Source organism: Streptomyces sp. NPDC045968, assembly GCF_056430475.1.
Genome location: NZ_JBWKLF010000009.1, coordinates 65,892 through 88,913, shown reverse-complemented (window position 1 = coordinate 88,913; position 23,022 = coordinate 65,892). Strand labels below are relative to the sequence as shown.

Below are 23,022 nucleotides of genomic sequence, written 5' to 3'. Positions count from 1 at the left end.
TGGAGGCGGTCCGCGCTTCGATACTCCAGTTGAAGGATGCCACTTCGGCTCACCCGGTTGCAGCGGGAGGGGTTCCCCCGGTCACCGGATACCGGTCTTTGTCCGTCTATGACCGAGCCGACAAGGTCAAATGTCTGTCAGGTCTCTGTCACGAACGTTCATTCGGTGCCATTCTCACCGGCGCACCCCCCACGAACCGAGTGAAGGAGAGACCGCGTGAGAACCACGCTGCGTGCCGCGGCACTTGTCGCCTCTGCCGCCATGGCCGTTGTCGCCGTACAGGGCGCGCCCGCCAGCGCCGACTCCACGGCAGCCGACCGGGAGGCCGGGGCCACCGCTCTTCCGCTCAGCGCCTCCGCCAGGGCGGCCGCCATCAAGGACGCGCAGGCCGGGGCCGATGCCACCGCGCGGAAGATCGGGCTCGGCGCCCAGGAGAAACTGGCCGTCCGCGATGTGATCAAGGACGCGGACGGCACGGTGCACACCCGGTACGAGCGGACCTACGACGGTCTTCCGGTACTCGGTGGCGACCTGGTCGCCCACACCCGCAAGGACGGCTCCCTCAAGGGCGTCTCCCGCGCGCACGCCGAGAAGATATCCCTCGCGACGACGACCGCCGCCCTCGCGGCGGCCCCGGGCTCGCGCAAGGTGGTCTGGGCGGCGGCCGGCAAGCCGGTCCTCGCGCACGAGACCGTCGTGACCGGGACACAGGCCGACGGCACGCCGAGCGAGCTGCACGTCATCACCGACGCGACGAGCGGCAAGAAGCTCTACTCGTACGAGGGCGTCGACAACGGGACGGGCACGAGCCAGTACAGCGGCTCCGTCTCCCTGGGCACCACGCTCAGCGGCTCCTCCTACAGCCTCACGGACGGGGGCCGCGGCGGGCACAGGACGTACGACCTCAACGGCGGCACCACCGGTACCGGCACCCTCTTCACGGACGCGGACGACGTCTGGGGCAGCGGCACCCCCGCCAACCGCCAGACGGCCGCCGTGGACGCCGCCTACGGCGCCGGCGTGACCTGGGACTTCTACAAGTCGGAGTTCGGCCGCAACGGCATCGCGGGCGACGGCAAGGCCGCGTACTCGCGCGTCCACTACGGCAACGCGTACGTCAACGCGTTCTGGTCCGACAGCTGCTTCTGCATGACGTACGGCGACGGGGCGAACAACCTCAAGCCGCTCACCTCGCTGGACGTCGCCGCGCACGAGATGAGCCACGGGCTCACGGCGGCCACCGCCGGGCTGAAGTACAGCCGGGAGTCGGGCGGCCTCAACGAGGCCACCAGCGACATCCTCGGCACCTCGGTGGAGTTCTTCGCCAACAACTCCGCCGACGCCGGTGACTACCTCATCGGCGAGAAGATCGACATCCGCGGCAACGGCACCCCGCTGCGCTACATGGACAGGCCGAGCAGGGACGGCTCGTCGGCGGACTACTGGTCCAGGACCGTCGGCAGGCTCGACGTGCACTACTCGTCCGGCCCGGCCAACCACTTCTTCTACCTGCTGTCCGAGGGCAGCGGCGCGAAGACGGTCAACGGTGTCGCGTACGACTCCCCGACCGCCGACGGCTCCACCGTCACGGGCATCGGCCGGGTCAAGGCGTACAAGATCTGGTACAAGGCCCTCTCCACGTACATGACCTCCTCCACCGACTACGCCGGCGCCCGGGTGGCGACCCTGCAGGCCGCGAGCGACCTGTACGGGGCGGGGAGCGCCGAGCAGCAGGGCGTGACCGCGGCCTGGAACGCGATCAACGTGAAGTAGCGCGACGAGGGCACGGACAGAGGACAGAAGGGAGGGGCCGGTCCGCGGGTGCGGTCCGGCCCCTCGTCCGTCCACCGGTCCTTACAGATGCGCCGCGTAGGCGTCCAGCACCCTCAGCACTCCCGGCGCGGGTTCCGGGGGAAGCTGGAGGACGACCTCCTCGATGCCCAGGTCGGCGTAGTGCGCCAGCTTCCCCGGGCTCGGGAGGACCGCGTACGGCACCACCTGGAGGTGCTGGGGGTCGCGGCCCGCCGCCTCCCAGACCCTGCGCAGCTCCGGTACGGACTCCGAGAGGCCGCGCCCGCCGATCGGCAGCCAGCCGTCCGCGGACTCCGCGATCTGCGCGAACAGCTTCGGGCCCGCGGCGCCGCCGATCAGGGTGCGCGGTCCGGTCACCGGACCGCGCGGCTTCTGGACCGGCTTCGGATACGCCAGGCTCGCCCGTACGGAGCCGAACTCGCCTTCGTACGCCGTGGGTTCGTCCGACCAGAGCGCCCGCATCAGGGCCAGCCGGTCACGGCCGAGTGCCCGCCGTGTCGACCAGTCGACCCCGTGGTCGGCGGCCTCCTCCACGTTCCAGCCGAAGCCGACGCCGAGCGTGAAGCGGCCGCCGGAGAGATGGTCGAGCGTGGCGATCTGCTTGGCCAGATCGATCGGGTCGTGCTGGGCGACCAGGGTGATCCCGGTGCCGAGCGCGAGGCGTTCCGTCACGGCCGCCGCCTGGCCGAGCGCGACGAAGGGGTCCAGGGTCCTGCCGTACTCGGGAGGCAGCTCGCCGCCCGCCGGGTACGGCGTCTCCCGGCTCACCGGAATATGGGTGTGCTCGGGCAGATAGAGCCCGGCGAAACCCCGTTGTTCCAGTTCACGCGCGAGCGCGACCGGCGTGATCGTCTCATCGGTGAGGAAGATCGTTGTGGCGATCCGCATGCGAGGGCACCTCCGTCGTCGACCGGTGGAGCTCAAACGTATGCCGTCGGGCCCGTGATTCCGAGCCCTTGCGGATTCCTCGGCTCCATGCGCGCACGCCCCGCCCGGCCGGTCTCCCGGGCCGCCGGGCACTCACCCGAACGGCCCGCGAAGGGTGGCCCTCGCCGGTGGTGTCCCGGACCGTCGTGGAGGGACCGATCGGCGATCGTGAGGGGCTGAGTTTCGATGCGAACCCGGACACGGACCTGGAACGGCACAGGGAGCGGGGCGCCGGCCGGAACACGGGCGGTGCGGCGGGCTGCCGGGGCGGCCGTACTGGCCGCCGTCCTGGGACTGGCATCGGCGGGCTGCTCGTCCGGCGGGGCGCGGGACGGTGGCGGAACCGAGCCCACCGCGGCCGGCGCGGCCGCCCGCGCCAGGTCCGCGTCCCCGGCGGGGAAGGGCGAGCTGGTCGTCACCTACACCGAGGGCCTGACGGCGGCCGACCGGGAGACGGAGGCGTTCCTCCGGAAGAACAAGGCCCTGGAAGGCATCGCCGCGTACGCGAACAGCCGTATCGCGCTCCCCTACGACGTGCCCGTCGAGGCGAAGAGCTGCGGCACGACCGACGCGTACTGGGACCCGACGGCGAGGGCGATCACGTACTGCTACGAGTTCCTCGGACGGATGGAGCCGGCGTTCGCCGCGTCCGACACCGCCGGCCTCGTCGGTCTGACCCAGGGCGTCGTCCTGCACGAGCTGGGCCACGGGCTGACCGCGATGTACGGCCTGCCGGTCGACGGGGACGAGGAGGAGGCCGTGGACCAGCTCTCCGCCGTGCTCCTGACCACGAACGACGACGACAAGAAGTTCGTCACCGGCATCGTCGACGCCTGGGGGGTGATGGCCGGCCAGAACACGCGGAGCAGCACCCGGACGGCCTTCGCCGAGGACCACGCCGTGGACCGTGCCCGGTTCACCGCGTGGGCCTGCTGGGTGTACGGCTCCGATCCCGACGGCTACCAGGACCTGGTCGGTCCGGACGTCCTTCCCGAAGAGCGGGCCAAGGGCTGCGAGAAGGCGTACGCGAAGGTGGCGGACACCTGGGGCAAGGCCCTCAAGCCCTATATGAAGTGACCTCCCCCCAGGGTCGGATCAGACGGCCGCCGGCCGCCGCAGGAACGCCAGCCTCGCCCGCTTCTCCGGCTTCTCGATCTCCGGGCCGAGCTCGAAGCCCGCCCTGACCATCCGGGCGACCGCCCGCTCGTTGCGCGCGTCCGGCTCGACGACGATCCGCAGATGCGCCGGGTCGCTGAAGACGTGGCCGACGAGTACGGACAGCAGAAGGCCGGTGAAGCCGCGCTCGACGCCGTCACCGGGACCGATCAGGAGGTGGACGCCGAAGTCGCCGGGCAGCACCTCGTAGCACTCGCCGAGCGGGTCCTTCGCCGGCTCGTACGTCTGGTAGACCGCGACGGGCACGCCGTCCCGCAGCGCCAGATAGCCGTGGTGCGTCGTGAGCGAGTCCAGGAAGGTGTACGCCTCCAGGACCTCTTCGCGGCTCGACTCGCACATGCCCCAGAAGCGGGCGCGCTCCTCGGACACCCAGCTGTGGATGAGGTCCAGGTCGGCGGCGGGATCGATGGCGACGAGGCGCACGGTACCGAAACCGTCGACCTCCTGCTCGTACACGGTCTCGCGCTGGGCGGGGACGGTGGCGCGGGCTGCGGTCACTTCGGTGGTCTCCTCGGATCGGTCGCGGTGCAGCAGATTCCAGTCGGTGACCACGGGTGCGAGCTCGCCCCTCGTCCACAGCGGGAGCTGGTCACGGTGGTGCGGGTCGCCGGGTTTCCCGGACGCGCCGAACGGGACCACCCAGAGGCTGTCCTCGCGGCGCGCCAGGTCCCAGACGTAGCGGGCGGCCGGGCCGCGGGCGCTGCGGTCGGTGATGCCGGGGACGCTGGAGGTGGACAGCACGCAGTCGTGGTCGCCCGCCAGCCCCGGCCGGCTCGCCTCCGGGTCGGGGTCGGTGCCCGGCCACGCCTGCCAGGGCGCGAGGCGGTGCACCTCGCCCCACGGGCGGGCCGGGCTCCCGTCGCCGTACCGGGCCGCGATGGCCTCCACGGCTTCGGTCACCACCGTCAACCGGTCCTCGTACGGGACGAGTTCGTGGCCGATCAGCGTCTCCAGCGCGTACCCGATCCTGGGCACGGCGGCGAGCCAGGGACGGAACAGCTCGGGGTACGCGGTGCTGCGGGCGGGGTCGGCGGCGCCCGTCAGGGCCGCCAGGGCCGGGTGGGCCGCCAGGCGGTGGACGACCTCCGCGCGCAGCGCCGAGTACAGGGTGGCGTCGGTGCTGTCGGCGTCCATGTGCCGGTCCCAGCGCAGCAGCCTGCCGCGCAGCTCCGTCGCCCCGGGGCCGAGCTCCGCCGTCTCGGCCAGCAGGCCCAGCAAGGGCCGGGCCGAGGCGAGTCGGGTGTCGGTGTGAATCCCGGCCATGCCCTTGACGGTCCAGCGCCCGTCCCCGTCGAGCAGCTCGCGTATGCGCGCGGCCCGGTGCGCGGGGGCGAACTCGACGCCCAGCGGGGCCGCGAGGCCGCGCTCGTTCGCCATCACCGCCGTGCCGGTCCCGTCGGCGCCGGACGCGGTGCGCGGCATGGGCGAGTGCCGGCCGCGCCAGGCGTACGCGGGGTCGTGGGCGGGGACGACCCGCAGCTGGTTGTCGCGCGGCCGCAGCGGTACGTACCCGGCGACGCGGTGCAGGGTCGCGCCGGTCGTATCGGCGGCGAGGACGACGTTGACGGGTTCGACCCAGTCGTCGAGTGCGGCGTCGAGGTCGGCGACGGTACGGGCGCGCAGGAGGGCGGGCAGCACCTCGAAGCCGAGCCTGCCGGTGACGCGGGGCGGATAACGGAGGCTGAGGGAGGGGGTGTCGGCGATCACCGGGCCGCGCCCCGTCTCGATGACCTCGACCGTGACCGGTTCACCGCCCGCCACGGTGATCGTCTCGGTGTGCGCGAGGGCCGTCTCCCAGCCGTCGGGGCCGAGGGCCTCGACGCCGCCGTCCTCCGTACGCCGCAGCTGCTCCCGGTACAGGTCCTGGTAGTCGGCCATCGCGTTGGTGATCGCCCAGGCGACGCCGCCCGTGTGGCCGAAGTGCGCGAGACCGGGGACCCCGGGGACGGCGAGGCCCACCACGTCGAACTCGGGGCAGGCCAGCCGGATCTGCTGGTAGACCCCGGGGTCCTCGATGAAGCGGTGCGGGTCGCCCGCGATGACGGGGGCGCCGGTGACGGTGCGGTCCCCGGTGAGGAGCCAGCCGTTGCTGCCGGAGGTGCCGGGACCATCGGTGGCGAAGAGGGTGATCGCGTCACCGCCGAGTCTTCGGGCGACCTCTTCGCGCCAGAGTTTCGTGGGGAAGCCGGCGAACAGGATGTGGGTGGAGAGCCAGACGCCGAGCGGGGTCCACGGCTGCCACCGGCCCGGAGCGAGCCCCGCGGCCGCGAACTCCGGCGCCGCGAGAGCCCCCGCACCGAGCCCGGCGTTGACCCCGTCGACGTACGCCGCCACCCAGGCGGCCGTCCCCGGGTCGAGACGGTCGAAGCAGCGGCGTGCGGTGTCCTCCAGGCGCGCCTGCCGGGCGAACCGGTCCCAGGACAGGGCCTCTTCGCCGAGGAACGCCGCCGTGGTGCCCTGGAGCCGGTGTCGTTCGGTCTCCACCTGCCAGGCGCGGTCCGTCGCGGCGTTGTGGCCCTGCGCGCGGGCGAGCGCGAGCGCGCTGTCCGCCCGCAGATGGGGTATCCCCCAGTCGTCCCTGAAGACGTCGAAACCGGCCTCCGAGGCCGTTGATCCGCCCACAGTCCCCATCCCCACTCCCGAGCACCGCTCTACGGCGCTTTTCAGCCACTCCCCAGCCCCCGCAATTTAGGTTAGCCTAACCTAAAGGATTTTTCGGGGCAGGGGACAGGGAGGGGATCAGTCGTGGGTCATGGCTGGGAGGGCGTTGTCCTCAAGCTGATGCGGGGGCGTGATTTCACGTTCACCGTGACGGGGGCCGAGCAGGTCACCGAGCACTTCCGCAGGGTGCACATGAAGGACGGCGGACTGCTCGCCGCGACCGGCGGCGCGCACCCCACGATGTGGGTGCGCGTCTGGTTCGAGGAGGCCGGGAAGCCGCACCAGCGCGCCTACACCCTGGTCGACCCGGACCCGGCCGCCGGCACGTTCAGCCTGGAGTTCGCGCTGCACGACGGCACCGCGAGCGACTGGGCCCGCACCGCCCGGCCGGGCGACACCATCGACGCGACCCTCCAGGGCACCGGCTTCACGCTGCCCGAGCCCGGCCCCGCCCGGCTCTTCGTGATCGGTGACGCCGCGTCCCTCCCGGCGGTCAACTCGCTGCTGGACGCGATCCCGCGGACCCCGGCGACGATCTGGTTCGAGACGACGCACGCATCCGACGAGAAGCTGCCGTTCCGTCTGGACCCGGCCCACCACACCCTGCACAGGGTCCCGCGCCGCGAGGCCGGTGCGCACCTGGTGGCCGAGGTGAAGGCGGCCCTGCCCGCCCTGCTGGGCGACGACCCGTCCGACGCGTACGTCTGGATCGCCTGCGACACGGCGACGACCAGGTCCCTGACCGCGTACGTCCGCAAGGAGCTGTCCGTCCCCAAGGACCGCGTCAACGCCCTGGGTTACTGGCGCGCCACCTGATCCCCGCCGGGCCGGCGACCGCCGGCCCGGCACCGGTCGTTCAGTCCGCGACGACCAGCGTCGGGGTCTCCCGCGTCAGCACCTCGCCGCGGAAGAACGCGGGGCTGCGGCGCTGCATCACGAGCATCAGCACTCCGCCGAGGAGCAGCAGTCCGACGGCGATGACGAAGACCGATCCGACGCCGAGGACGGAGGAGCCGGAGCCGTACGCCGGGTCCCACATGTCGTACAGGGTCTTGCCGAAGACCGCGGTCAGCAGGATGCCGCCGAGGATCGGGCAGAGGCCCTTGTAGGCGAAGTCGCGGGAGGAGCGGAACAGCTCGCGGCGGAAGTACCAGGCACAGGCGAACGCCGTGATCGAGTAGTAGAAGCAGATCATCAGGCCGAGCGCGTAGATCGTGTCGACGAGGACGTTCTCGCTGACCAGCGTCATGACCGTGTAGAACGTGCCGGTCGCGACGCCCGCCGTGACCGTCGCGCGGCCCGGGGTCTTGAAGCGCGGGTGGACCTTGGCGTAGGAGGCGGGCAGTGCCTCGTACGAGGACATCGCCAGCACCGTGCGCGCCACCGGGATGAACGTGGTCTGCAGGCTCGCGGCGGCCGACGCGAGGACCGCGACGAAGAGCAGGATGCCCAGGCCGGGGCCCATGACCGGGCCGGCGAGCGCGGCGAAGACGTTGTCGGAGGTCTCCGGGTTGGCGAGGCCGAGGCCCTTGTCGCCGGAACCGACCATCATCTGGGCGGCTATGCCGGTGGCCAGGTACGAGCCGACGAGGACGACCATCGCGATGAGGGCGGCGCGGCCGGGCGTCTTCGCGCTGCCGACGGTCTCCTCGTTCGTGGTCATGCAGGCGTCCCAGCCCCAGTACATGAAGATCGAGAGCGACAGACCGGCCGTGAAGGCGGCGAAGGACTGCACCGCGAACGGGTTCATCCAGGACCAGGAGAAGTCCAGGCCCGTGTCGAACGCACCGCTGCTCGCCTTCTGGAAGGCCATCACCACGAAGACCGCGAGGACCACGAGCTGGAGGCCGACCAGTGCGTACTGGATGCCCTTCGTGGCCGTCATCCCGCGGTAGCTGATGGCCGTGGCGACGGCGATCAGGACGAGACAGGTGAGGATGTGGACCGGCTTGCTGTCGTCCAGGGCGGCGACCGAGGCACTGCCGCTGACCTCGCCCGCCAGGAGCCAGAAGTACGAGGTGGCGACGCCCGCCAGGTTCGACAGGACGATGATCGTGGCGATGACCAGGCCCCAGCCGCACATCCAGCCGACGCGCGGGCCGAACGCCTTCACGGTCCAGGTGAAGGAGGTGCCGCAGTCGGGCATGACCCTGTTGAGCTCGCGGTAGGCGAAGGCGACCAGCAGCATCGGCAGGAAACCCGCGAGGAAGACGGCGGGCATCTGCACGCCGACCTCTCCGGCGGTGGAGCCGAGCGTCGAGGTCAGGCAGTACACGGGGGCGACGGTGGAGACGCCGATGACGGCGCTGCCCATCAGACCCACGGAGTTGCCACCGAGGCCCTTGCCGCGTACACCGCCGTCGGCAGGGGTCGTTCCCCGTACCGTTTCTCCGGCCTGTGGCCGCGCGTCCAGCTGAGTCATGAAGAGGACGCTATGCGCTGCGATATCCACATCCGGAGTGTGAGACTCCGGCGTCTCACCCTTCGATTGAATGTGAATAGGCGATGACAGGTTGATGAATGAAAGGCCCGAGCAACTCTGCGCCTCTCGATGATTGATCCACGGACCGACGCGTCCCGTACGAGAACCGCAGCACTGTCCGTTTTGTACGATTCAAAAGTTTCCCGTGCCTGTCCGCATGCCGAACAGTCACCGCCCCGGCCCTCCGTCCGGGCCACCGCCCCGCGCGCTCAGCCCGGCCAGACGATCGCCTGCGTCTCGCTGTACGCGTGCAGGGCGTACGACCCCACGTCCCGCCCCACCCCGCTCCTCTTGAACCCGCCGAACGGCGCCTCCATGTTCCGGCCGACGGTGTTGATCCCGACCCCGCCCGCCCGCAGCCGCCCGGCGATCCGGAAGGCCCGTGCCACATCCCCGGACCAGACGTAGTCGAGGAGCCCGTAGTCGCTGTCGTTGGCGAGGGCGATGCCCTCCTCCTCGTCGTCGAAGGGGACGACCACGACGACCGGGCCGAAGATCTCCTCCCGTACGGCACGCATGTCGTTCGTGCAGTCGGCGAGCAGGGTGGGCGCGACGTAGAAGCCGCGGTCGAGGCCGGCCGGACGGGCGCCGCCCGTGACGAGGCGCGCCCCCTCCTTCCGGCCGAGCTCGACGTACGACTCGATCCGGTCGCGGTGGGCGGCGGAGATGACCGGGCCGACGACGGTTCCCCGTACGGCCGGGTCCCCGACCTTCAGGTGGCCCGCGTACGCGGCCAGCTTCCCGACCAGCGCGTCGTAGACCCCGCGCTGCGCCAGCACCCGGGTCGGGGCCGTGCAGATCTGGCCGCTGTAGAAGGAGAACGTCGTGCCGATGCCCGCCGCCGCCGCGTCCAGGTCGGCGTCGTCGAGGACGAGCGCCGCCCCCTTGCCGCCCAGCTCCATCAGCTGCCGCTTCATCGAGCGCCCGCACACCTCGGCGATGCGCTGCCCGACGGCCGTCGAGCCGGTGAAGCTGACCATGTCCACGTCGGGCGAGTCGACGGCGGCCTCCCCCGCCCCGGCGCCCGAGCCGGTCACGACGTTGACGACGCCCGGCGGGATGCCCGCCTCTTCGAGGGCGGCGGCCATCGCGTAGACGGAGAGCGGGTCCTGCGGAGCCGGTTTCACGAGGACCGTGTTGCCCATAGCGAGGGCGGGCGCGATCTTGCCGGCCGCGTTGGCCCAGGGGTTGTTGTACGAGGTGATGCACGTGACGACACCGACCGGCCGACGGACGGCGAGCGCGCCGAAGACCCCGGCCCGCCCCATCGGACCGGCCTCGTTGATCTGCGGCGGCACGGCCTCGTCGACGGGCTCCAGCGCGCCTTTCGCGTACCGCCGGAAACGGGCCGCGCCCACGGCCACCTGCATCGCACCGGCCGTACCCGTGGTCGCACCGCTCTCCGCCGAGGCCAGCGCGGTGTGGGCGGCGGCGTCCCGCTGGATGATCCCGGCGGCCCGGTCGAGGATCGCGGCACGGTCCTCGGGACGGCTGCGCGACCAGGTGGCGAAGGCTTCGCGGGCCGCGGCGGCCGCGGCGTACACCTGCGCGCGGCTCGCCTCGGGCGCCAGGCCCACGACGTCCTCGGTGGCCGGGTTGATCACCTCGTAACAGCCGTCGTCCGGCTCGGTCCACTCCCCTCCGACGAACAGCCGCTGGGCCCTTCCCCTCATCTCCTTCGTCCCGCTCATGCGGTGCTCACCGTCCGGGTGTCGCGGCCGGAGCGGAGCACCGTGCCGGGGACCGCGCCGGTCACCTTGTCGTCACGCAGCGTCTCGACGCCGTTGACGCGGACGGACACGACGCCGATGGCCTTGGAGTCCAGGCGCGGACTGTCGCCGGGCAGGTCGTGTACGAGGGTGGCGGGAGCGGCGTCGACGCGTTCGGGATCGAAGAGGACGAGGTCGGCGTGGAAACCCTCCCGCACCCGCCCCCGCTCCCGCAGCCCGAAGAGCCGCGCGGGGTCGTCGGTGAGCATCCTGACGGCCTGGGTCAGCGGGAGGAGCTTCCGGCCGCGCAGGCAGTCGCCGAGGAAGCGTGTGGTGTACGGGGCCCCGCACATCCGGTCCAGGTGCGCGCCCGCGTCGGAGCCCCCGAGCAGGACGTCCTCGTGTTCCCAGGTCTGCCGGCGCAGGGCCCAGGAGGCCGGGTCGTTGTCGGAGGGCATGGGCCACAGCACCGTACGCAGGTCGTCGGCGGCGCAGATCTCGACGAGGCAGTGGAAGGGGTCGAGACCGCGTTCGGCGGCGATGTCCCCGACGACGCGCCCGGTGAGTCCTTCGTTCGCCGCGCTGTACGTGTCCCCGATGACGTACCGGCCGAAGTCCGCGAGGCGGCGGAAGACACCGGCCTCCTTGCTCTCCGCGCGGCGGAGCATCCCGGCGCGGGTACCGGCGTCGCGCAGGCGCTCGACGCGCTCGGGGACGGGGAGGGCGAGGAGGTCGCCCCAGCCGGGAATGAGGTTGAGGGCGCAGAAGGTGCCGAGCGACATGTTCATCGGGGTGAGGATCGGCATGGTGAGCGCGACGATCCGGCCGCCCGCGCGGCGGGCCCGTTCGCTGGGTATCAGCTGGCGGGGTACGCGTTCGGGGACGGCGGCGTCGATGGTGAGGACGTTCCAGTTGAGGGGCCGTCCGGCGGCGGCGCTCATGTCGACGAGCAGCTCGATCTCGTCGTCCGAGAACTGGTCGAGGCAGCCCGCGACGATCGCTTCGAGCTGGGTGCCTTCGTGCTCCCCCACGGCCCGTGACAGGGCCAGGAGCTCTTCGGGCCGCGCGTGCCGGGAGGCGACGGGCCGGCCGTCGCCGTCGGAGTGGGTGGAGGACTGGGTGGTGGAAAGGCCCCAGGCGCCGGCGTCCATGGCGTCGTGCAGCAGCGCGAGCATGGCGGCGAGCTGCTCCGGGGTGGGCTGCCCGCCGACGGCGTCCTGGCCCATCACATGCCGGCGCAGGGCGCAGTGCCCGACCATGAACCCGGCGTTGACGGCGATGCGCCCTTCGAGGGCGTCGAGATACTCCCCGAAACCGGACCAGCTCCACTCGACGCCCTCTTCGAGCGCGGCGAGGGCCATGCCCTCGACCCTCGACATCATCCGCCGGGTGTAGTCGGCGTCCTCGGGCCGGTCCGGGTGGAGCGGGGCGAGGGTGAACCCGCAGTTGCCGCCGACGACGGTGGTGACGCCGTGATTCATGGAGGGCGTGGCGTACGGGTCCCAGAAGAGCTGGGCGTCGTAGTGGGTGTGCGGGTCGACGAAGCCGGGTGCGAGCACGAGCCCCGTGGCGTCCTCACTGGTGACGGCCTCCTCGGCGAGGGTGCCCGGCTCGGCGATGACGGCGATACGGCCGTCACGGATGCCGAGATCGGCGACGTACGCGGGAGCGCCGGTGCCGTCCACGACGGTCGCTCCGCGAATGAGGTGGTCGAGCATGACGCTTCCCTCCGTGGTGGTGGTGTGCCGCCGGGGTACGTACGGGTTGGCCGCGGTACGCGCCCCGGCGGCCGGGGCGACGGTCCGGGAAGACGCCGCCCGGTCACTGCCCGGGGGTGGGGTGCGGTTCCCGGCCCGCCGCGGGCGCCCCGCCCGGAACCGCACCCCGCCCCCGGCGAGACCCCTACGCCCCGCCCCCCGCCCGGAACCGACTCGTCCGATGCACAGGATCCGTATCGATCTTCGGAATCACGTGCTCCCCGATCAGCTTGATCGAGTTCAACGTGTCCTCCGGCGAGATCCCGATCGGCAGCCCGAAGCTCAGCTGGTCCGCCCCCGCCTGCTCCCACCGCCGGCACTGCTTCAGCACCTCGTCCGGATCACCGCAGATCATCAGCTCCTCCGCGATGAGCAGCTCGATGATCTCCTCGGAGTACTCCGGCAGCAGCTCGGGCCACTCCGGCACCCCCTCGGGCCGGGGGAACGTGTCGTGGTAGCGGAACAGCAGCGACTGCAGATAGTTCAGCCCCCCGCCCACCGCGATCTCCACGGCCTTCGCATGCGTCTGCGCACAGATCGCCGTGGACGTCACCATCACGTTGTCGTTGACGAAGTCCCCGACCGGCCGGGCCTCCTTCACCGCCGTCTTGTACGACTCAACGACCCACTCCATGTCCGCGACCTTCTGCACGCTGAAGCCCAGCACGCCGAGCCCCTTACTGGCCGCCATGGCGTACGAGGACGGCGACCCGGCCGCGTACCACATCGCGGGGTGCGACCTCCCGTACGGCTTCGGCAGGATCTTCCGCGGCGGCAGTGACCAGTGCTTGCCCTGGAAGCCGACGTACTCGTCCTGGAGCCACATCTTGGGGAACTCGGCGATGGTCTCCTCCCAGAGTTCCTTGGTGTGGTCCATGTCGGTGATGCCCGGCATGAATCCCAGGATCTCGTGGCTGCCGGCGCCCCGCCCCGTACCGAACTCGAAGCGCCCCTCCGACAGGTGGTCGAGCATGGCGACCTTCTCGGCCACCTTCACCGGGTGGTTGACGGGGGCGAGCGGGTTGAAGATGCCGGACCCCAGGTGAATCCGGTCGGTGGCGTGCGCGAGGTAGCCCAGGTACACGTCGTTGGCGGAGAGGTGCGAGTACTCCTCCAGGAAGTGGTGCTCGGAGGCCCAGGCGTACTTGAAGCCGGACTTGTCCGCCTGGATGACGTACTCGGTCTCCTCGATCAGTGCCTTGTGCTCTGCCTCGGGGTCGGTCTTGGCGCGCGCGGCAGGCACGTAACCCTGCACAAAGAGCCCGAATTCCACGGAGGTTCACCGTCCTCAGTCATGTCCGACACACCATTTCTGACACACCGTCAGTTCACGGTGCGACCGACTGTTCCACCGGCGGTCCGACCCGTCAATAGCTGACGCATCGTCAGAACAGGCTGACGCCGGCCAGCCAGCCGCCGTCGATCACGAACGGCTGCCCGGTGATGTACGAGGAGTCCTCGGAGCTCAGGAACAGCGCGAGCGCCGCCACCTCCTCCGGCCGTCCGATCCGCCCGAGCGGCACGAGCTTGCGGTACAGCTCGGCCACCGCGGCCCCGGTCTCCGCGGGATCGGCCGACGGGTCCAGCGCCGCCGGATTGGTCATCGGGGTGTCCACGGCTCCGGGGCACACGGCGTTGACCCGGATCCCCTTCCCCGCCAGCTCCAGCGCCGCCACCCTCGTCAGCCCGACCACCGCGTGCTTGGTGGCGGCGTAGGCACCCACGAAGGCCATCCCGGTGAGCCCGGTGTACGAGGCGGTGTTGACGATCGTCCCGCCTCCGGCGGCCTCGATCTCCGGGGCGACGGTCCTGATCCCGAGGAACGCCCCCACCTGGTTGACCTGCACGATCTGCTGGAACTCCGCCAACGGCGTGCTCACCAGCTCGTTGAAGCGCAGAATCCCCGCGTTGTTGACGAGCCCGTCGATCTTCCCGAAGGCGCCCTTCGCCTCCTCGACAGCGGCCTGCCACTCCTCCTCACGGCTCACGTCCAGATGCACGTACCGCGCGGCGTCCTCCCCCAGCTCCTTCGCCAGCGCCTCGCCCTGCCCGTCGAGCACATCGGCGATCACCACCCGCGCCCCTTCCGCGACGAAGAGCCGCGCCTCCTGCTCGCCCTGCCCGCGCGCCGCACCGCTGATCAGCACGACACGTCCGTCCAGCTTGCCCATGCCCCTGCGCCTCCCTACCTGTCGAGATGAGGTGCGACCCCGGCGGCGAAGGCCGCCATCTGGTCGGTGAGCTCGTCACGGCTCCGGCTGCGGAACCGCACCTGGATCTGGTGCACGCCCATCGCCGCGTACTCCCGCAGCGATTCGGCGATCGCCTCCGGCTTCCCGGTGAGGGTGCGCCTGCCCACGGCCCAGTCCGGCTCGCCCACGTACAGCGGCTCGGTGATCGCGCCGATGACGATCGGCTCCGCGACCCCGGCCTCCTCGCGCAGGCCGAGCAGCCGGGCGATCTGGGCCGGCAGCCTGCTCCTGGGGTCGCCCTGCGGCAGCCACCCGTCGCCGCGCACGGCCGCCCGCCGGACGGCGGCGGGCGAGGACCCGCCGACCCAGACGGGCACCCGCTCCTGCGCGGGCCGCGGCAGCTGCCCCAGTCCGCCGAAGGAGAACCGCTCCCCGGCGAACTCCGGATACTCCGCCGGGCCGAGCGCGGCCTTCAGCGCGTCGACGGTCTCGTCGAGCAGCCCCCCGCGCCCGTCGAAGTCGGCCCCGAGCGCCTCGAACTCCTCCCGCACGTGCCCGGCCCCGACCCCGAGAATCAGCCGCCCGCCGCTGAGGTGGTCGAGCGTGGCGTACTGCTTGGCGGTGACGAGCGGATGCCGCAGCCCGACGACGGCGACATGACTCATGAGCAGGACGCGCTCGGTGACCCCCGCGAGGAACGACAGGGTGGCCACGGGGTCGTACCAGACCGTACTCATGGCCTCGGCGAGCCGCGGTGGCACACCGACGTGATCACAACAGGCCAGATACCCGAACCCGGCCCGGTCCGCGGTCCGGGCGATCTCGGCAAGGTCGTCGGGGGTGGCCCCGGCCTCCCACCTCTCCGCGTAGATGGTGCTCTGCGACTGAATCGGCAGCTGCATCCCGTACGACAGCGGCCCGGCGGACAGTATCGGCACCGACCGGCCTCCTTCCCCTGGCTGACCCGAAGCGGATCTGACAACCCGTCACATGACGGGCGGGGCCATCGTCGTACCTGACGCTCCATCAGGCAAGGGGAGTCGCGCAGCGCGCCCGCCCGAGGTGATGACCCGCGTCGTGGTCATCGTGCCCGGGAGCGGGAGCAGATATCGGGTGCGCCGGCTGCTGGTCGTGAGCGATGCTCGGCCTCGTGACTCTCCTTCTGCCGCCCCGTCTTACGGCCTCCGCGCAGGCTCTGCGTGCTGCCGCCCACCGACGCGGCCTGCCGACAGTGCAGCTCCCTGCGTTGGCCGTGCCGCCCGATGTGCGCGCCGAGCATCTGCACGCCGGGCCCGGCTTCGCGGACATCGCGGCACCCGCTCTGAACATCGCGCTCCTGGAGGCCCCCGAGGACTGGCTGGCTCGTCTGCCCCGGAAGTTCACCGGGCGTGAGATCACCTTCGGGCCGATCCGGGAGGCCTACACCCTGCGTCGGCCCGCCTTCATCAAGTCCCCCAACGACAAGCAGATCCCGGCGCGGGTCTATACGGACGGGTCACGGCTGCCGGGCCCGGACGCCGTGGATCCGCACACGCCCGTGCTGGTCAGCGACGTGGTGGAGTTCGCCGCCGAGTACCGGCTGTACCTGTTCAACGGGGCGGTACACACCGGCAGTCAGTACGCGGAGCACGGGCGACTGAGTCCCGGGCCACTGAACAGGGACGCGGCCTCCTTCGGAGCGGAGCTGCTCGCCGAGTGCCGCGATACGTTGCCCTCCGCCATCGTCGTGGACGTGGGTACGGTCGCCGGGCGCTGGTCGGTGATCGAGGCCAATGCCGCCTGGGCGAGCGGCATGTACACCGCCGACCCGCAGCGGGTGCTGGACGTCGTCCTCCAGGCCGCAGGCCCGGCCGAGGCCGTCGGACTCGGCGATCAGCGGTTTCTCCGCGTTCCCAAGCCGCGGGCCGACGCATGAGATCGCGTGGACCTGTTCCTTGGTGGCGATGCCCGCTCCGGAGACGATGACCCGGCCTTCCGCCATGAAGTGCCCGATCCGGCCGATCGGATGCGAGCAACGGTAGGCCGTCACGGGGTGGAGTCCCACGGGGCGGGCCCGGCAGGACCCGCCCCCGAGGAAGTCCGGACTTCTCCCTACTTCCGGTACAGCTCCTCGATCTCCGCCCGGAAGTCCTCCTCGATCACCGTCCGCTTCAGCTTCAGGGACGGCGTCAGATGGCCGCCCTCCTCCGTGAAGTCCGTGGGCAGGACGGTGAACTTACGGATCGACTCGGCACGCGACACCAGCCGGTTCGCCTCGTCCACCGCGCGTTGCAGCACCGCGCGCAGCTCCTCGTCGTTGACGAGGTCCCGCAGGGGGACGTCCTGCTTCTTGCGCATCTGGCGCCAGTGCGCGAGGCCGTCCGGTTCCAGGGTGATCAGCGCGGTGATGAACGGACGGTTGTCGCCCACCACCATGCACTGGCCGACCAGCGGGTGGGCCCGCAGCCAGTCCTCCAGGGGGGCCGGCGTGACGTTCTTGCCGCCGGTCGTGATGATGATGTCCTTCTTGCGGCCGGTGATCGTGAGGTAGCCGTCCTCGTCGAGCGCCCCCAGGTCGCCGGTGGCGAACCATCCGTCGTCCAGATGCGGCACCGCCGCCCCGCGCTCGGCGTCCCAGTAGCCCTGGAACACCTGGCCACCGCGCAGCATGACCTCCCCGTCGTCCGCGATCCGCACGGCGGTGCCCGGCAGGGGCCAGCCGACCGTGCCGAGGCGCGGTCTGAGCGGCGGGGTCACCGTGTGGGCCGCGGTGGTCTCCGTCAGGCCGTAGCCCTCGAAGATCTCGATGCCCGCGCCCGCGTAGAACGCGGCAAGCCGGTGGCCCAGCGGGGAGCCGCCGCAGATCGCGTACCGTACGTGCCCGCCGAGCGCCGCCCGTATACGCCGGTAGACCAGGGGGTCGTAGAGCGCACGGGCCATGCGCAGCCCGATCCCGGGCCCGGGGCCCCTGCCGTGCTCGGCGGCCTCGACCGCCTCGCCGTAGCGCCGGGCGATGCGGGCCGCCCGGTCGAAGGACGAGGCGCGGCCCATCTTCTCGGCCGTGGCCCGGCCGGTGTTGTACACCTTCTCCAGCACGTACGGGATCGCCAGCAGGAACGACGGCTTGAAGCCCGCGAGGTCGGCGAGCAGATCCTCCGTTTTGATGGAGGGCGCGTGCCCCAGCCGGACCCTCGCCCGCAGGCAGCCGATCGCGACCATCCGTCCGAAGACGTGGGAGAGGGGGAGGAAGAGGAGCGTGGACGCCGGGTACTTGGAGACGGACTTGAAGACCGGGTGGAGCAGTTCGATCGCGTTGTCGACCTCGGCGAAGAAGTTGCCGTGGGTGAGGACACAGCCCTTGGGGCGGCCCGTGGTGCCCGAGGTGTAGATGAGGGTGGCGGGGGTGTCCGGTTCGAGGGTGGCTCTGCGGGCGGCGACCGCCTCGTCGGGGACGTCCTTGCCGAGGGCCTTGAGCCGGCCGAGCGACCCGGTGTCGAACTGCCAGAGGTGCGCAAGGTCACCGAGCTGCTTGCGCTCCTGGCTGATGAGCCGGGCCTGTTCGGTCGTCTCCACCGCGCAGGCGACGACACCGGCGTCCTGGAGGATCCAGCGCGCCTGGAACGCGGACGACGTCGGGTAGATGGGTACGGTGACCAGCCCCGCGGCCCAGCACGCGAAGTCGAGCAGCGTCCACTCGTAGGTCGTACGGGCCATGATCGCGACCCGGTCGCCGGCCTGGAGGCCCTCGGCCATCAGCCCCTTGGCGACGGCGGTCACCTCCGCGGCGAACTCGGCGGCCGTCACGTCCTGCCAGCTGTCGTCGGGCTGCTTGCGGCTGAGCACCGCCTCGGCGGGAGCCTCGCGGGCGTTGACGAAGGGGATCTCGGCGAGCGAACCACGGCGGACGGGCGGGGCGAATGCGGGTACGGAGACTTCTCGTACCGTCCCGTCGGCGGCCCTGACCTTGGTCGGCTCGACGAGGACGGGGCGGGAAGGGGTGACGGGGGCGGAGTCTGGCGTCGACACGTGCGGCTCCTCATCGGGGTGGGGCGGATGGCCGCCGGGTCCGTCCGGCGGCCGGGCGCTGGCCGTGCGACCACGCCGTCAGGGGCGCTCCAGGATGGCCGTGACTCCCTGGCCTCCCGCGGCGCAGACCGAGATCAGGCCGCGGCCAGGCCCGTCCCGCTCCGCGAGGAGCTTGGCGAGGGTGGCGACGATCCTGGCCCCCGTCGCCGCGAACGGATGCCCGGTGGCCAGTGAGGAGCCCGCCACGTTGAGCTTCTCCCGGTCGACCGGGGCCAGGCCCTGCTGCTCCCAGGCGGCGAGCGTGGCCAGCACCTGGGAGGCGAACGCCTCGTGGATCTCGAACAGGTCGAAGTCCTCGATGGTGAGACCGGCGCGTTCCAGCAGTCGGGGTACGGCGTGGGCGGGCGCCATCAGCAGCCCGTCCTCGCCGTTCACGTAGTCGACGGCCGCCGTCTCGTAGAGGGAGAGATACGCGAGCGGTTCCAGGCCGCGCCGCTCCGCCCACTCCTCACTCGCCAGCAGGACCGTGGCGGCCCCGTCGGTGAGCGGGGTGGAGTTGCCCGCCGTCATCGTCGCGTCGGGGTGGTCGGTGCCGAACACCGGTTTCAGGGTGGCGAGTTTCTGCACGGTCGAGCCCGGGCGGAGGTTCTGGTCGCGGTCCAGCCCGCGGTGCGGGACGACGAGGTCGTGCAGGAAGCCCCGCTCGTACGCGGCGGCGAGCCGCTGATGGCTGGTGGCCGCCAGGAGATCCTGGTCCTCGCGGCTCACGGACCACCGGCGGGCGGTGACCGCCGCGTGCTCGCCCATCGACAGGCCGGTACGCGGTTCGGCGTTGCGCGGGATGTCCGGGACGAGATGCCGGGGACGTACACCCGCGAGTGCCTTCATCCGGCCGCCCGTCGACTTCGCGCGGCGGGCCGCCAGCAGAAGCCTGCGCAGCTCGTCGTTGACGCCGAGGGGCGCGTCACTCGTGGTGTCGGAGCCGCCCGCGATCGCGGAGTCCACGGCGCCGAGCGCGATCTTGTTGGCGGCGGCGATGACGGCCTGGAGCCCGGTGCCGCAAGCCTGTTGGATGTCGTAGGCAGGCGTACGCGGGTCGAGGCCGGAGCCGAGGACGGTCTCCCGCGCGAGGTTGAAGTCCCGGCTGTGCTTGAGGACCGCGCCGGCGACGAACTCGCCGACCCGCTGCCCCGCCAGGCCGTACCGCTCGACGAGCCCGTCGAGCGCGGCGGTGAGCATGTCCTGGTTGGATTCCCGCGCGTACGGGCCGTCGGAGCGGGCGAACGGGATACGGCTGCCGCCGATGACCGCCACCCTGCGCGGCTGCGGAAGTGGCAGGGGGATCACGGCGACCAGCTCGTCTCGATCGATCTCGGGCAGCTCATCTCGACCTACTCCTGACTCCTGAGTAACCTTACTTAAGAGTAAATCTACGACTGAGCAGGAGTCTGGACAATGGCCGACCGCTATCTGCACGTCACCGGCACAGCACCCGGCCGCTTCCTGACCCGCAGGCTCGGCCTGCCGCAGCCGGTGCCCCTGCGCCGGTGGTCCCTGGAGACCCCTTCCCTCGACGGCCCGTTGCTGCACCTCACCGCGGGCCCGTCGACGGTCACGGACGCACTCGGCGCGCTCCTCGGCAGGACCGGCCTGAAGGTCACCGACCGCGCCGAACGCCCCGTCGGCATCGTCGTGGACGCGACGGCCGTCGCCACCGCCGCCGGACTCGGCGACGTGCACGCGGTCCTCCACCCCGTCATACGCTCCCTCGCCCCGGGCGGCCGCGTCGTCGTCCTCGGCACCCGCCCCTCCCCCGATGACCACCACCAGGCGGCGGCCCAGCAGGGACTGGAAGGGTTCGTACGCTCGCTGGGCAAGGAAGCCGGCAAGGGCTCCACCGTCCAGCTGCTCCGGCTCGCCCCAGGAGCCGAGGGCGTCGCCGCCGCCGAGTCCACCCTCCGCTTCCTGCTCTCCCCCAAGTCCGCGTACGTCAGCGGCCAGGTCATCGAACTCACCGCCGCCACCCCAGGACCCGTCGCCGACTGGGCCGCCCCGCTCACCGGCCGCACCGCCCTGGTCACCGGCGCCGCACGCGGTATCGGCGCATCGGTCGCCTCCGTGCTCGCCCGGGACGGAGCCACGGTGATCTGCCTGGACGTCCCGCAGGCGCGGGAAGAACTCGTGCGCACAGCGGAGCGGTTCGGCGCCACGGCCCTCCCCCTGGACATCACCGCACCCGACGCCGCCGACCGCATCGCGGCAGCCGCCCCGGACGGCCTCGGCATCCTCGTCCACAACGCGGGCATCACCCGCGACCGGCGGCTCGCCAACATGCCCGCCGAGCGCTGGGCCTCCGTCATCGAGGTCAACCTGGACAGCGTGCTGCGCACCACGGACGCGCTGCTCAAGGCCGGCACGCTCCGCCGCGGCGGCCGGATCGTCGCCACCGCCTCCATCGCCGGGATCGCGGGCAACAACGGCCAGACCAACTACGCGACGAGCAAGGCGGGCATCATCGGCCTCGTCCGCTCCCTCGCCCCGCGCGCCGCCGCCGACCACGGCGTCACGGTCAACGCCGTCGCCCCCGGCTTCATCGAGACGAAGATGACCGCCGCCGTGCCCTTCCTCATCCGCGAGGCGGGCCGGCGCATGAACTCCCTGTCCCAGGGCGGGCTTCCGGTGGACGTGGCCGAGGCGACGGCGTGGTTCGCCCAGCCCGCGTCCAGCGCCGTGAACGGCCAGGTCCTGCGGGTCTGCGGCCAGAGCCTGCTGGGGGCGTGACGCGGATGCCGAGCCCGATCGCTTCCCTGGTACGCGGGGCCGTCACGTCCCCGTTCAAGCGGGCAGGCCGGCCGGGCGCCGTGCTGCCCGCCACCCGGATCACCCTGCCGCCCGCACCCGTGAACCCCGCCCACCTCGCCGCGTACAGCAGGATCTGCGGCTTCTCCGAGTCGGGCGCACTGCCCCTCACGTACCCCCACGTGCTCGGCTTCGCCCCGGCCATGCGGCTGATGACGGACCGCGGCTTCCCGCTGCCCGTCGTCGGGCTCGTCCACACCTGGATCGAGATCACCCGCCACCGGTCCCCGCAGCCGCACGACCTGCTCGAACTCACGGTGTACGCGGACGGGTTGACGCCTCACCGGCGGGGCACCGAGGTCACGGTGGTGACGGAGGCGCGGTGCGCGGGCGAGCTGGTGTGGGAGTCGCGGAGCGGCTACCTCTCCCGCCACGGAACACCGCACGGTACGGAGTCCGGCGCCCCGAACGACACGGAGCCCGCGCCCCCGCACGGCACGGAGTCCGGGACTCCGCCCGTCACGCCCACCACGCTGCCCGCCGTCGCCGCATGGCCCCTGCCCGCCGGCCTGGGGCGGCGGTACGGAGCCGTGTCCGGGGACCGCAACCCGATCCACCTCCATCCGCTCACCGCCCGGCTGTTCGGCTTCCCCCGGGCCATCGCGCACGGCATGTGGACCGTCGCCCGCTGCCTCGCCGAGACCGGCGAACCCGGCCGCGTCCGGCATGTGCGGGCCGACTTCAGGGCCCCCGTCCTGCTGCCGTCCACCGTGACCTACGCGGCGGACACCACGCGCACGGGCGGTGCCTTCGAGCTGCGCGACGCCACCGGCCGCGTCCACCTCACCGGAAGGACGACCCGGGACGCGTAACGACAGCCCCTACGCCCCCGGCTGCCAGGGCCGGCCGTTCATCAGGTTCTCCAGGCCGGCCCAGGAGAAGTTCATCAGGGTGGCCGCCGCTTCCTTCGCCGAGACCCCAGGGGTGTCGTTCGCCCATCCGGCCAGCGCCTCGGCGGCCCCCACGAGCGCCTGCGCCAGCCCGGTGACATCCCGGTCCGGGAGCGCGGGATCACGGTGCGCCTCGCGCGCCGCGGCCCCGATCAGACCCGTCACGAACGCAACGATCTCGTCCCGCATCACCACGACCTCGGTGGCGAACGGCTCCCCGTGCGTCCGCGCCTGGCGGTGCAACACCGCCCAGCCGTCCGGGTTCTGCGCCGTGTGCGTGAAGAAGGCCCGCAGCCCGGCCCACAGTTGACGATCGGCGGGCAGCCCCGGCTCCACCGCCGCCTGTACCGCCTCCACCAGCGACTTCGCCTCGCGGCGGATACAGGCGGTGAAGAGTTCCTCCTTGGAGTTCAGATACAGGTAGACCAGCGGCTTGGACACCCCGGCCAGCTCCGCGATCTCGTCCATCGACGCCGCCCGGTACCCGAGCTGCCCGAACGTCCGCACCGCGGCATCCATCATCTGCTGCTCGCGCACGGCGCGTGGCATCCG

Annotated in this window: 17 protein-coding genes; 6 read left to right on the top strand and 11 right to left on the bottom strand. The window is 71.8% G+C overall.

Features of this window, described 5'->3' with window-relative positions; all coding sequences use genetic code 11:
* The first annotated feature begins 261 nt into the window (after positions 1-261).
* The gene (locus AC07FA_RS25195; RefSeq protein ID WP_479078789.1) at positions 262-1,773 is read left to right on the top strand and encodes a M4 family metallopeptidase; all 1,512 of its coding nucleotides are present in this window, start codon (positions 262-264) and stop codon (positions 1,771-1,773) included.
* Between the two features lie 81 nt (positions 1,774-1,854).
* Here AC07FA_RS25195 and AC07FA_RS25190 read toward each other — a convergent pair whose 3' ends face one another.
* Complete coding sequence (locus AC07FA_RS25190) at positions 1,855-2,700, bottom strand: LLM class F420-dependent oxidoreductase (protein ID WP_479078409.1); 846 nt, start codon at positions 2,698-2,700, stop codon at positions 1,855-1,857.
* A gap of 225 nt (positions 2,701-2,925) precedes the next feature.
* Here AC07FA_RS25190 and AC07FA_RS25185 point away from each other — a divergent pair, with 225 nt between their 5' ends.
* Positions 2,926-3,816 carry a DUF4344 domain-containing metallopeptidase gene (locus AC07FA_RS25185; protein ID WP_479078407.1) on the top strand — a complete coding sequence of 297 codons (891 nt, stop codon included), beginning with the start codon at positions 2,926-2,928 and terminating at the stop codon, positions 3,814-3,816.
* Between the two features lie 18 nt (positions 3,817-3,834).
* Here the strand turns inward: AC07FA_RS25185 and AC07FA_RS25180 are convergent, their stop codons facing one another.
* Positions 3,835-6,546: a GNAT family N-acetyltransferase gene (locus tag AC07FA_RS25180; protein WP_479078405.1), complete on the bottom strand. Its 2,712-nt coding sequence runs from the start codon at positions 6,544-6,546 to the stop codon at positions 3,835-3,837.
* A gap of 114 nt (positions 6,547-6,660) precedes the next feature.
* On the opposite strand from AC07FA_RS25180, the gene AC07FA_RS25175 reads away from it, so the two are divergent.
* Positions 6,661-7,392, top strand: a complete 732-nt coding sequence (locus AC07FA_RS25175) for a siderophore-interacting protein (protein ID WP_479078403.1) — start codon at positions 6,661-6,663, stop codon at positions 7,390-7,392.
* A gap of 40 nt (positions 7,393-7,432) precedes the next feature.
* Here AC07FA_RS25175 and AC07FA_RS25170 read toward each other — a convergent pair whose 3' ends face one another.
* From AC07FA_RS25170 to AC07FA_RS25145, 6 genes are all read right to left on the bottom strand, one after another.
* Entirely contained in the window at positions 7,433-8,998 is a 1,566-nt protein-coding gene (locus tag AC07FA_RS25170; RefSeq protein WP_479078401.1) for an APC family permease, read from the bottom strand.
* Between the two features lie 269 nt (positions 8,999-9,267).
* Complete coding sequence (locus AC07FA_RS25165; RefSeq protein WP_479078399.1) at positions 9,268-10,749, bottom strand: aldehyde dehydrogenase family protein; 1,482 nt, start codon at positions 10,747-10,749, stop codon at positions 9,268-9,270.
* Positions 10,746-12,485 carry an N-acyl-D-amino-acid deacylase family protein gene (locus AC07FA_RS25160; RefSeq protein ID WP_479078397.1) on the bottom strand — a complete coding sequence of 580 codons (1,740 nt, stop codon included), beginning with the start codon at positions 12,483-12,485 and terminating at the stop codon, positions 10,746-10,748. Before AC07FA_RS25160 ends, AC07FA_RS25165 begins: the two co-directional genes overlap by 4 nt.
* A 184-nt stretch (positions 12,486-12,669) precedes the next feature.
* Entirely contained in the window at positions 12,670-13,797 is a 1,128-nt protein-coding gene (locus tag AC07FA_RS25155) for an LLM class flavin-dependent oxidoreductase (RefSeq protein WP_479078396.1), read from the bottom strand.
* A gap of 112 nt (positions 13,798-13,909) precedes the next feature.
* The gene (locus AC07FA_RS25150) at positions 13,910-14,695 is read right to left on the bottom strand and encodes an SDR family NAD(P)-dependent oxidoreductase (RefSeq protein WP_479078394.1); all 786 of its coding nucleotides are present in this window, start codon (positions 14,693-14,695) and stop codon (positions 13,910-13,912) included.
* A gap of 14 nt (positions 14,696-14,709) precedes the next feature.
* Positions 14,710-15,618: an LLM class F420-dependent oxidoreductase gene (locus AC07FA_RS25145; protein WP_479078787.1), complete on the bottom strand. Its 909-nt coding sequence runs from the start codon at positions 15,616-15,618 to the stop codon at positions 14,710-14,712.
* 248 nt (positions 15,619-15,866) lie between these two features.
* Between AC07FA_RS25145 and AC07FA_RS25140 the strand changes: the two genes are divergently transcribed.
* Entirely contained in the window at positions 15,867-16,631 is a 765-nt protein-coding gene (locus AC07FA_RS25140; protein WP_479078393.1) for an ATP-grasp domain-containing protein, read from the top strand.
* A 176-nt stretch (positions 16,632-16,807) separates the two neighbouring features.
* On the opposite strand, the gene AC07FA_RS25135 is transcribed toward AC07FA_RS25140, so the two are convergent.
* The gene (locus tag AC07FA_RS25135; protein ID WP_479078391.1) at positions 16,808-18,721 is read right to left on the bottom strand and encodes an AMP-dependent synthetase/ligase; all 1,914 of its coding nucleotides are present in this window, start codon (positions 18,719-18,721) and stop codon (positions 16,808-16,810) included.
* Positions 18,722-18,799: 78 nt separating this feature from the next.
* Entirely contained in the window at positions 18,800-20,077 is a 1,278-nt protein-coding gene (locus AC07FA_RS25130) for an acetyl-CoA C-acetyltransferase (RefSeq protein ID WP_479078785.1), read from the bottom strand.
* Positions 20,078-20,176: 99 nt separating this feature from the next.
* Between AC07FA_RS25130 and AC07FA_RS25125 the strand changes: the two genes are divergently transcribed.
* Entirely contained in the window at positions 20,177-21,502 is a 1,326-nt protein-coding gene (locus AC07FA_RS25125; RefSeq protein ID WP_479078389.1) for a 3-oxoacyl-ACP reductase, read from the top strand.
* A 5-nt stretch (positions 21,503-21,507) separates the two neighbouring features.
* Entirely contained in the window at positions 21,508-22,392 is an 885-nt protein-coding gene (locus AC07FA_RS25120; RefSeq protein ID WP_479078387.1) for a MaoC family dehydratase, read from the top strand.
* Between the two features lie 9 nt (positions 22,393-22,401).
* Here the strand turns inward: AC07FA_RS25120 and AC07FA_RS25115 are convergent, their stop codons facing one another.
* On the bottom strand, positions 22,402-23,019 hold the full coding sequence (locus AC07FA_RS25115) for a TetR/AcrR family transcriptional regulator (protein WP_479078783.1): 618 nt from the start codon (positions 23,017-23,019) through the stop codon (positions 22,402-22,404).
* Between the last annotated feature and the right edge of the window lie 3 nt (positions 23,020-23,022).

What these genes read in the sequence shown, in the direction of transcription:
- AC07FA_RS25160 (WP_479078397.1), bottom strand. Translation starts at nt 12,485, where the DNA reads ATGCTCGACCACCTCATTCGCGGAGCGACCGTCGTGGACGGCACCGGC.
- AC07FA_RS25185 (WP_479078407.1), top strand. Translation starts at nt 2,926, where the DNA reads ATGCGAACCCGGACACGGACCTGGAACGGCACAGGGAGCGGGGCGCCG.
- AC07FA_RS25170 (WP_479078401.1), bottom strand. Translation starts at nt 8,998, where the DNA reads ATGACTCAGCTGGACGCGCGGCCACAGGCCGGAGAAACGGTACGGGGA.
- AC07FA_RS25165 (WP_479078399.1), bottom strand. Translation starts at nt 10,749, where the DNA reads ATGAGCGGGACGAAGGAGATGAGGGGAAGGGCCCAGCGGCTGTTCGTC.
- AC07FA_RS25180 (WP_479078405.1), bottom strand. Translation starts at nt 6,546, where the DNA reads ATGGGGACTGTGGGCGGATCAACGGCCTCGGAGGCCGGTTTCGACGTC.
- AC07FA_RS25125 (WP_479078389.1), top strand. Translation starts at nt 20,177, where the DNA reads ATGGCCGACCGCTATCTGCACGTCACCGGCACAGCACCCGGCCGCTTC.
- AC07FA_RS25120 (WP_479078387.1), top strand. Translation starts at nt 21,508, where the DNA reads ATGCCGAGCCCGATCGCTTCCCTGGTACGCGGGGCCGTCACGTCCCCG.
- AC07FA_RS25145 (WP_479078787.1), bottom strand. Translation starts at nt 15,618, where the DNA reads ATGCAGCTGCCGATTCAGTCGCAGAGCACCATCTACGCGGAGAGGTGG.
- AC07FA_RS25115 (WP_479078783.1), bottom strand. Translation starts at nt 23,019, where the DNA reads ATGCCACGCGCCGTGCGCGAGCAGCAGATGATGGATGCCGCGGTGCGG.
- AC07FA_RS25190 (WP_479078409.1), bottom strand. Translation starts at nt 2,700, where the DNA reads ATGCGGATCGCCACAACGATCTTCCTCACCGATGAGACGATCACGCCG.
- AC07FA_RS25195 (WP_479078789.1), top strand. Translation starts at nt 262, where the DNA reads ATGGCCGTTGTCGCCGTACAGGGCGCGCCCGCCAGCGCCGACTCCACG.
- AC07FA_RS25150 (WP_479078394.1), bottom strand. Translation starts at nt 14,695, where the DNA reads ATGGGCAAGCTGGACGGACGTGTCGTGCTGATCAGCGGTGCGGCGCGC.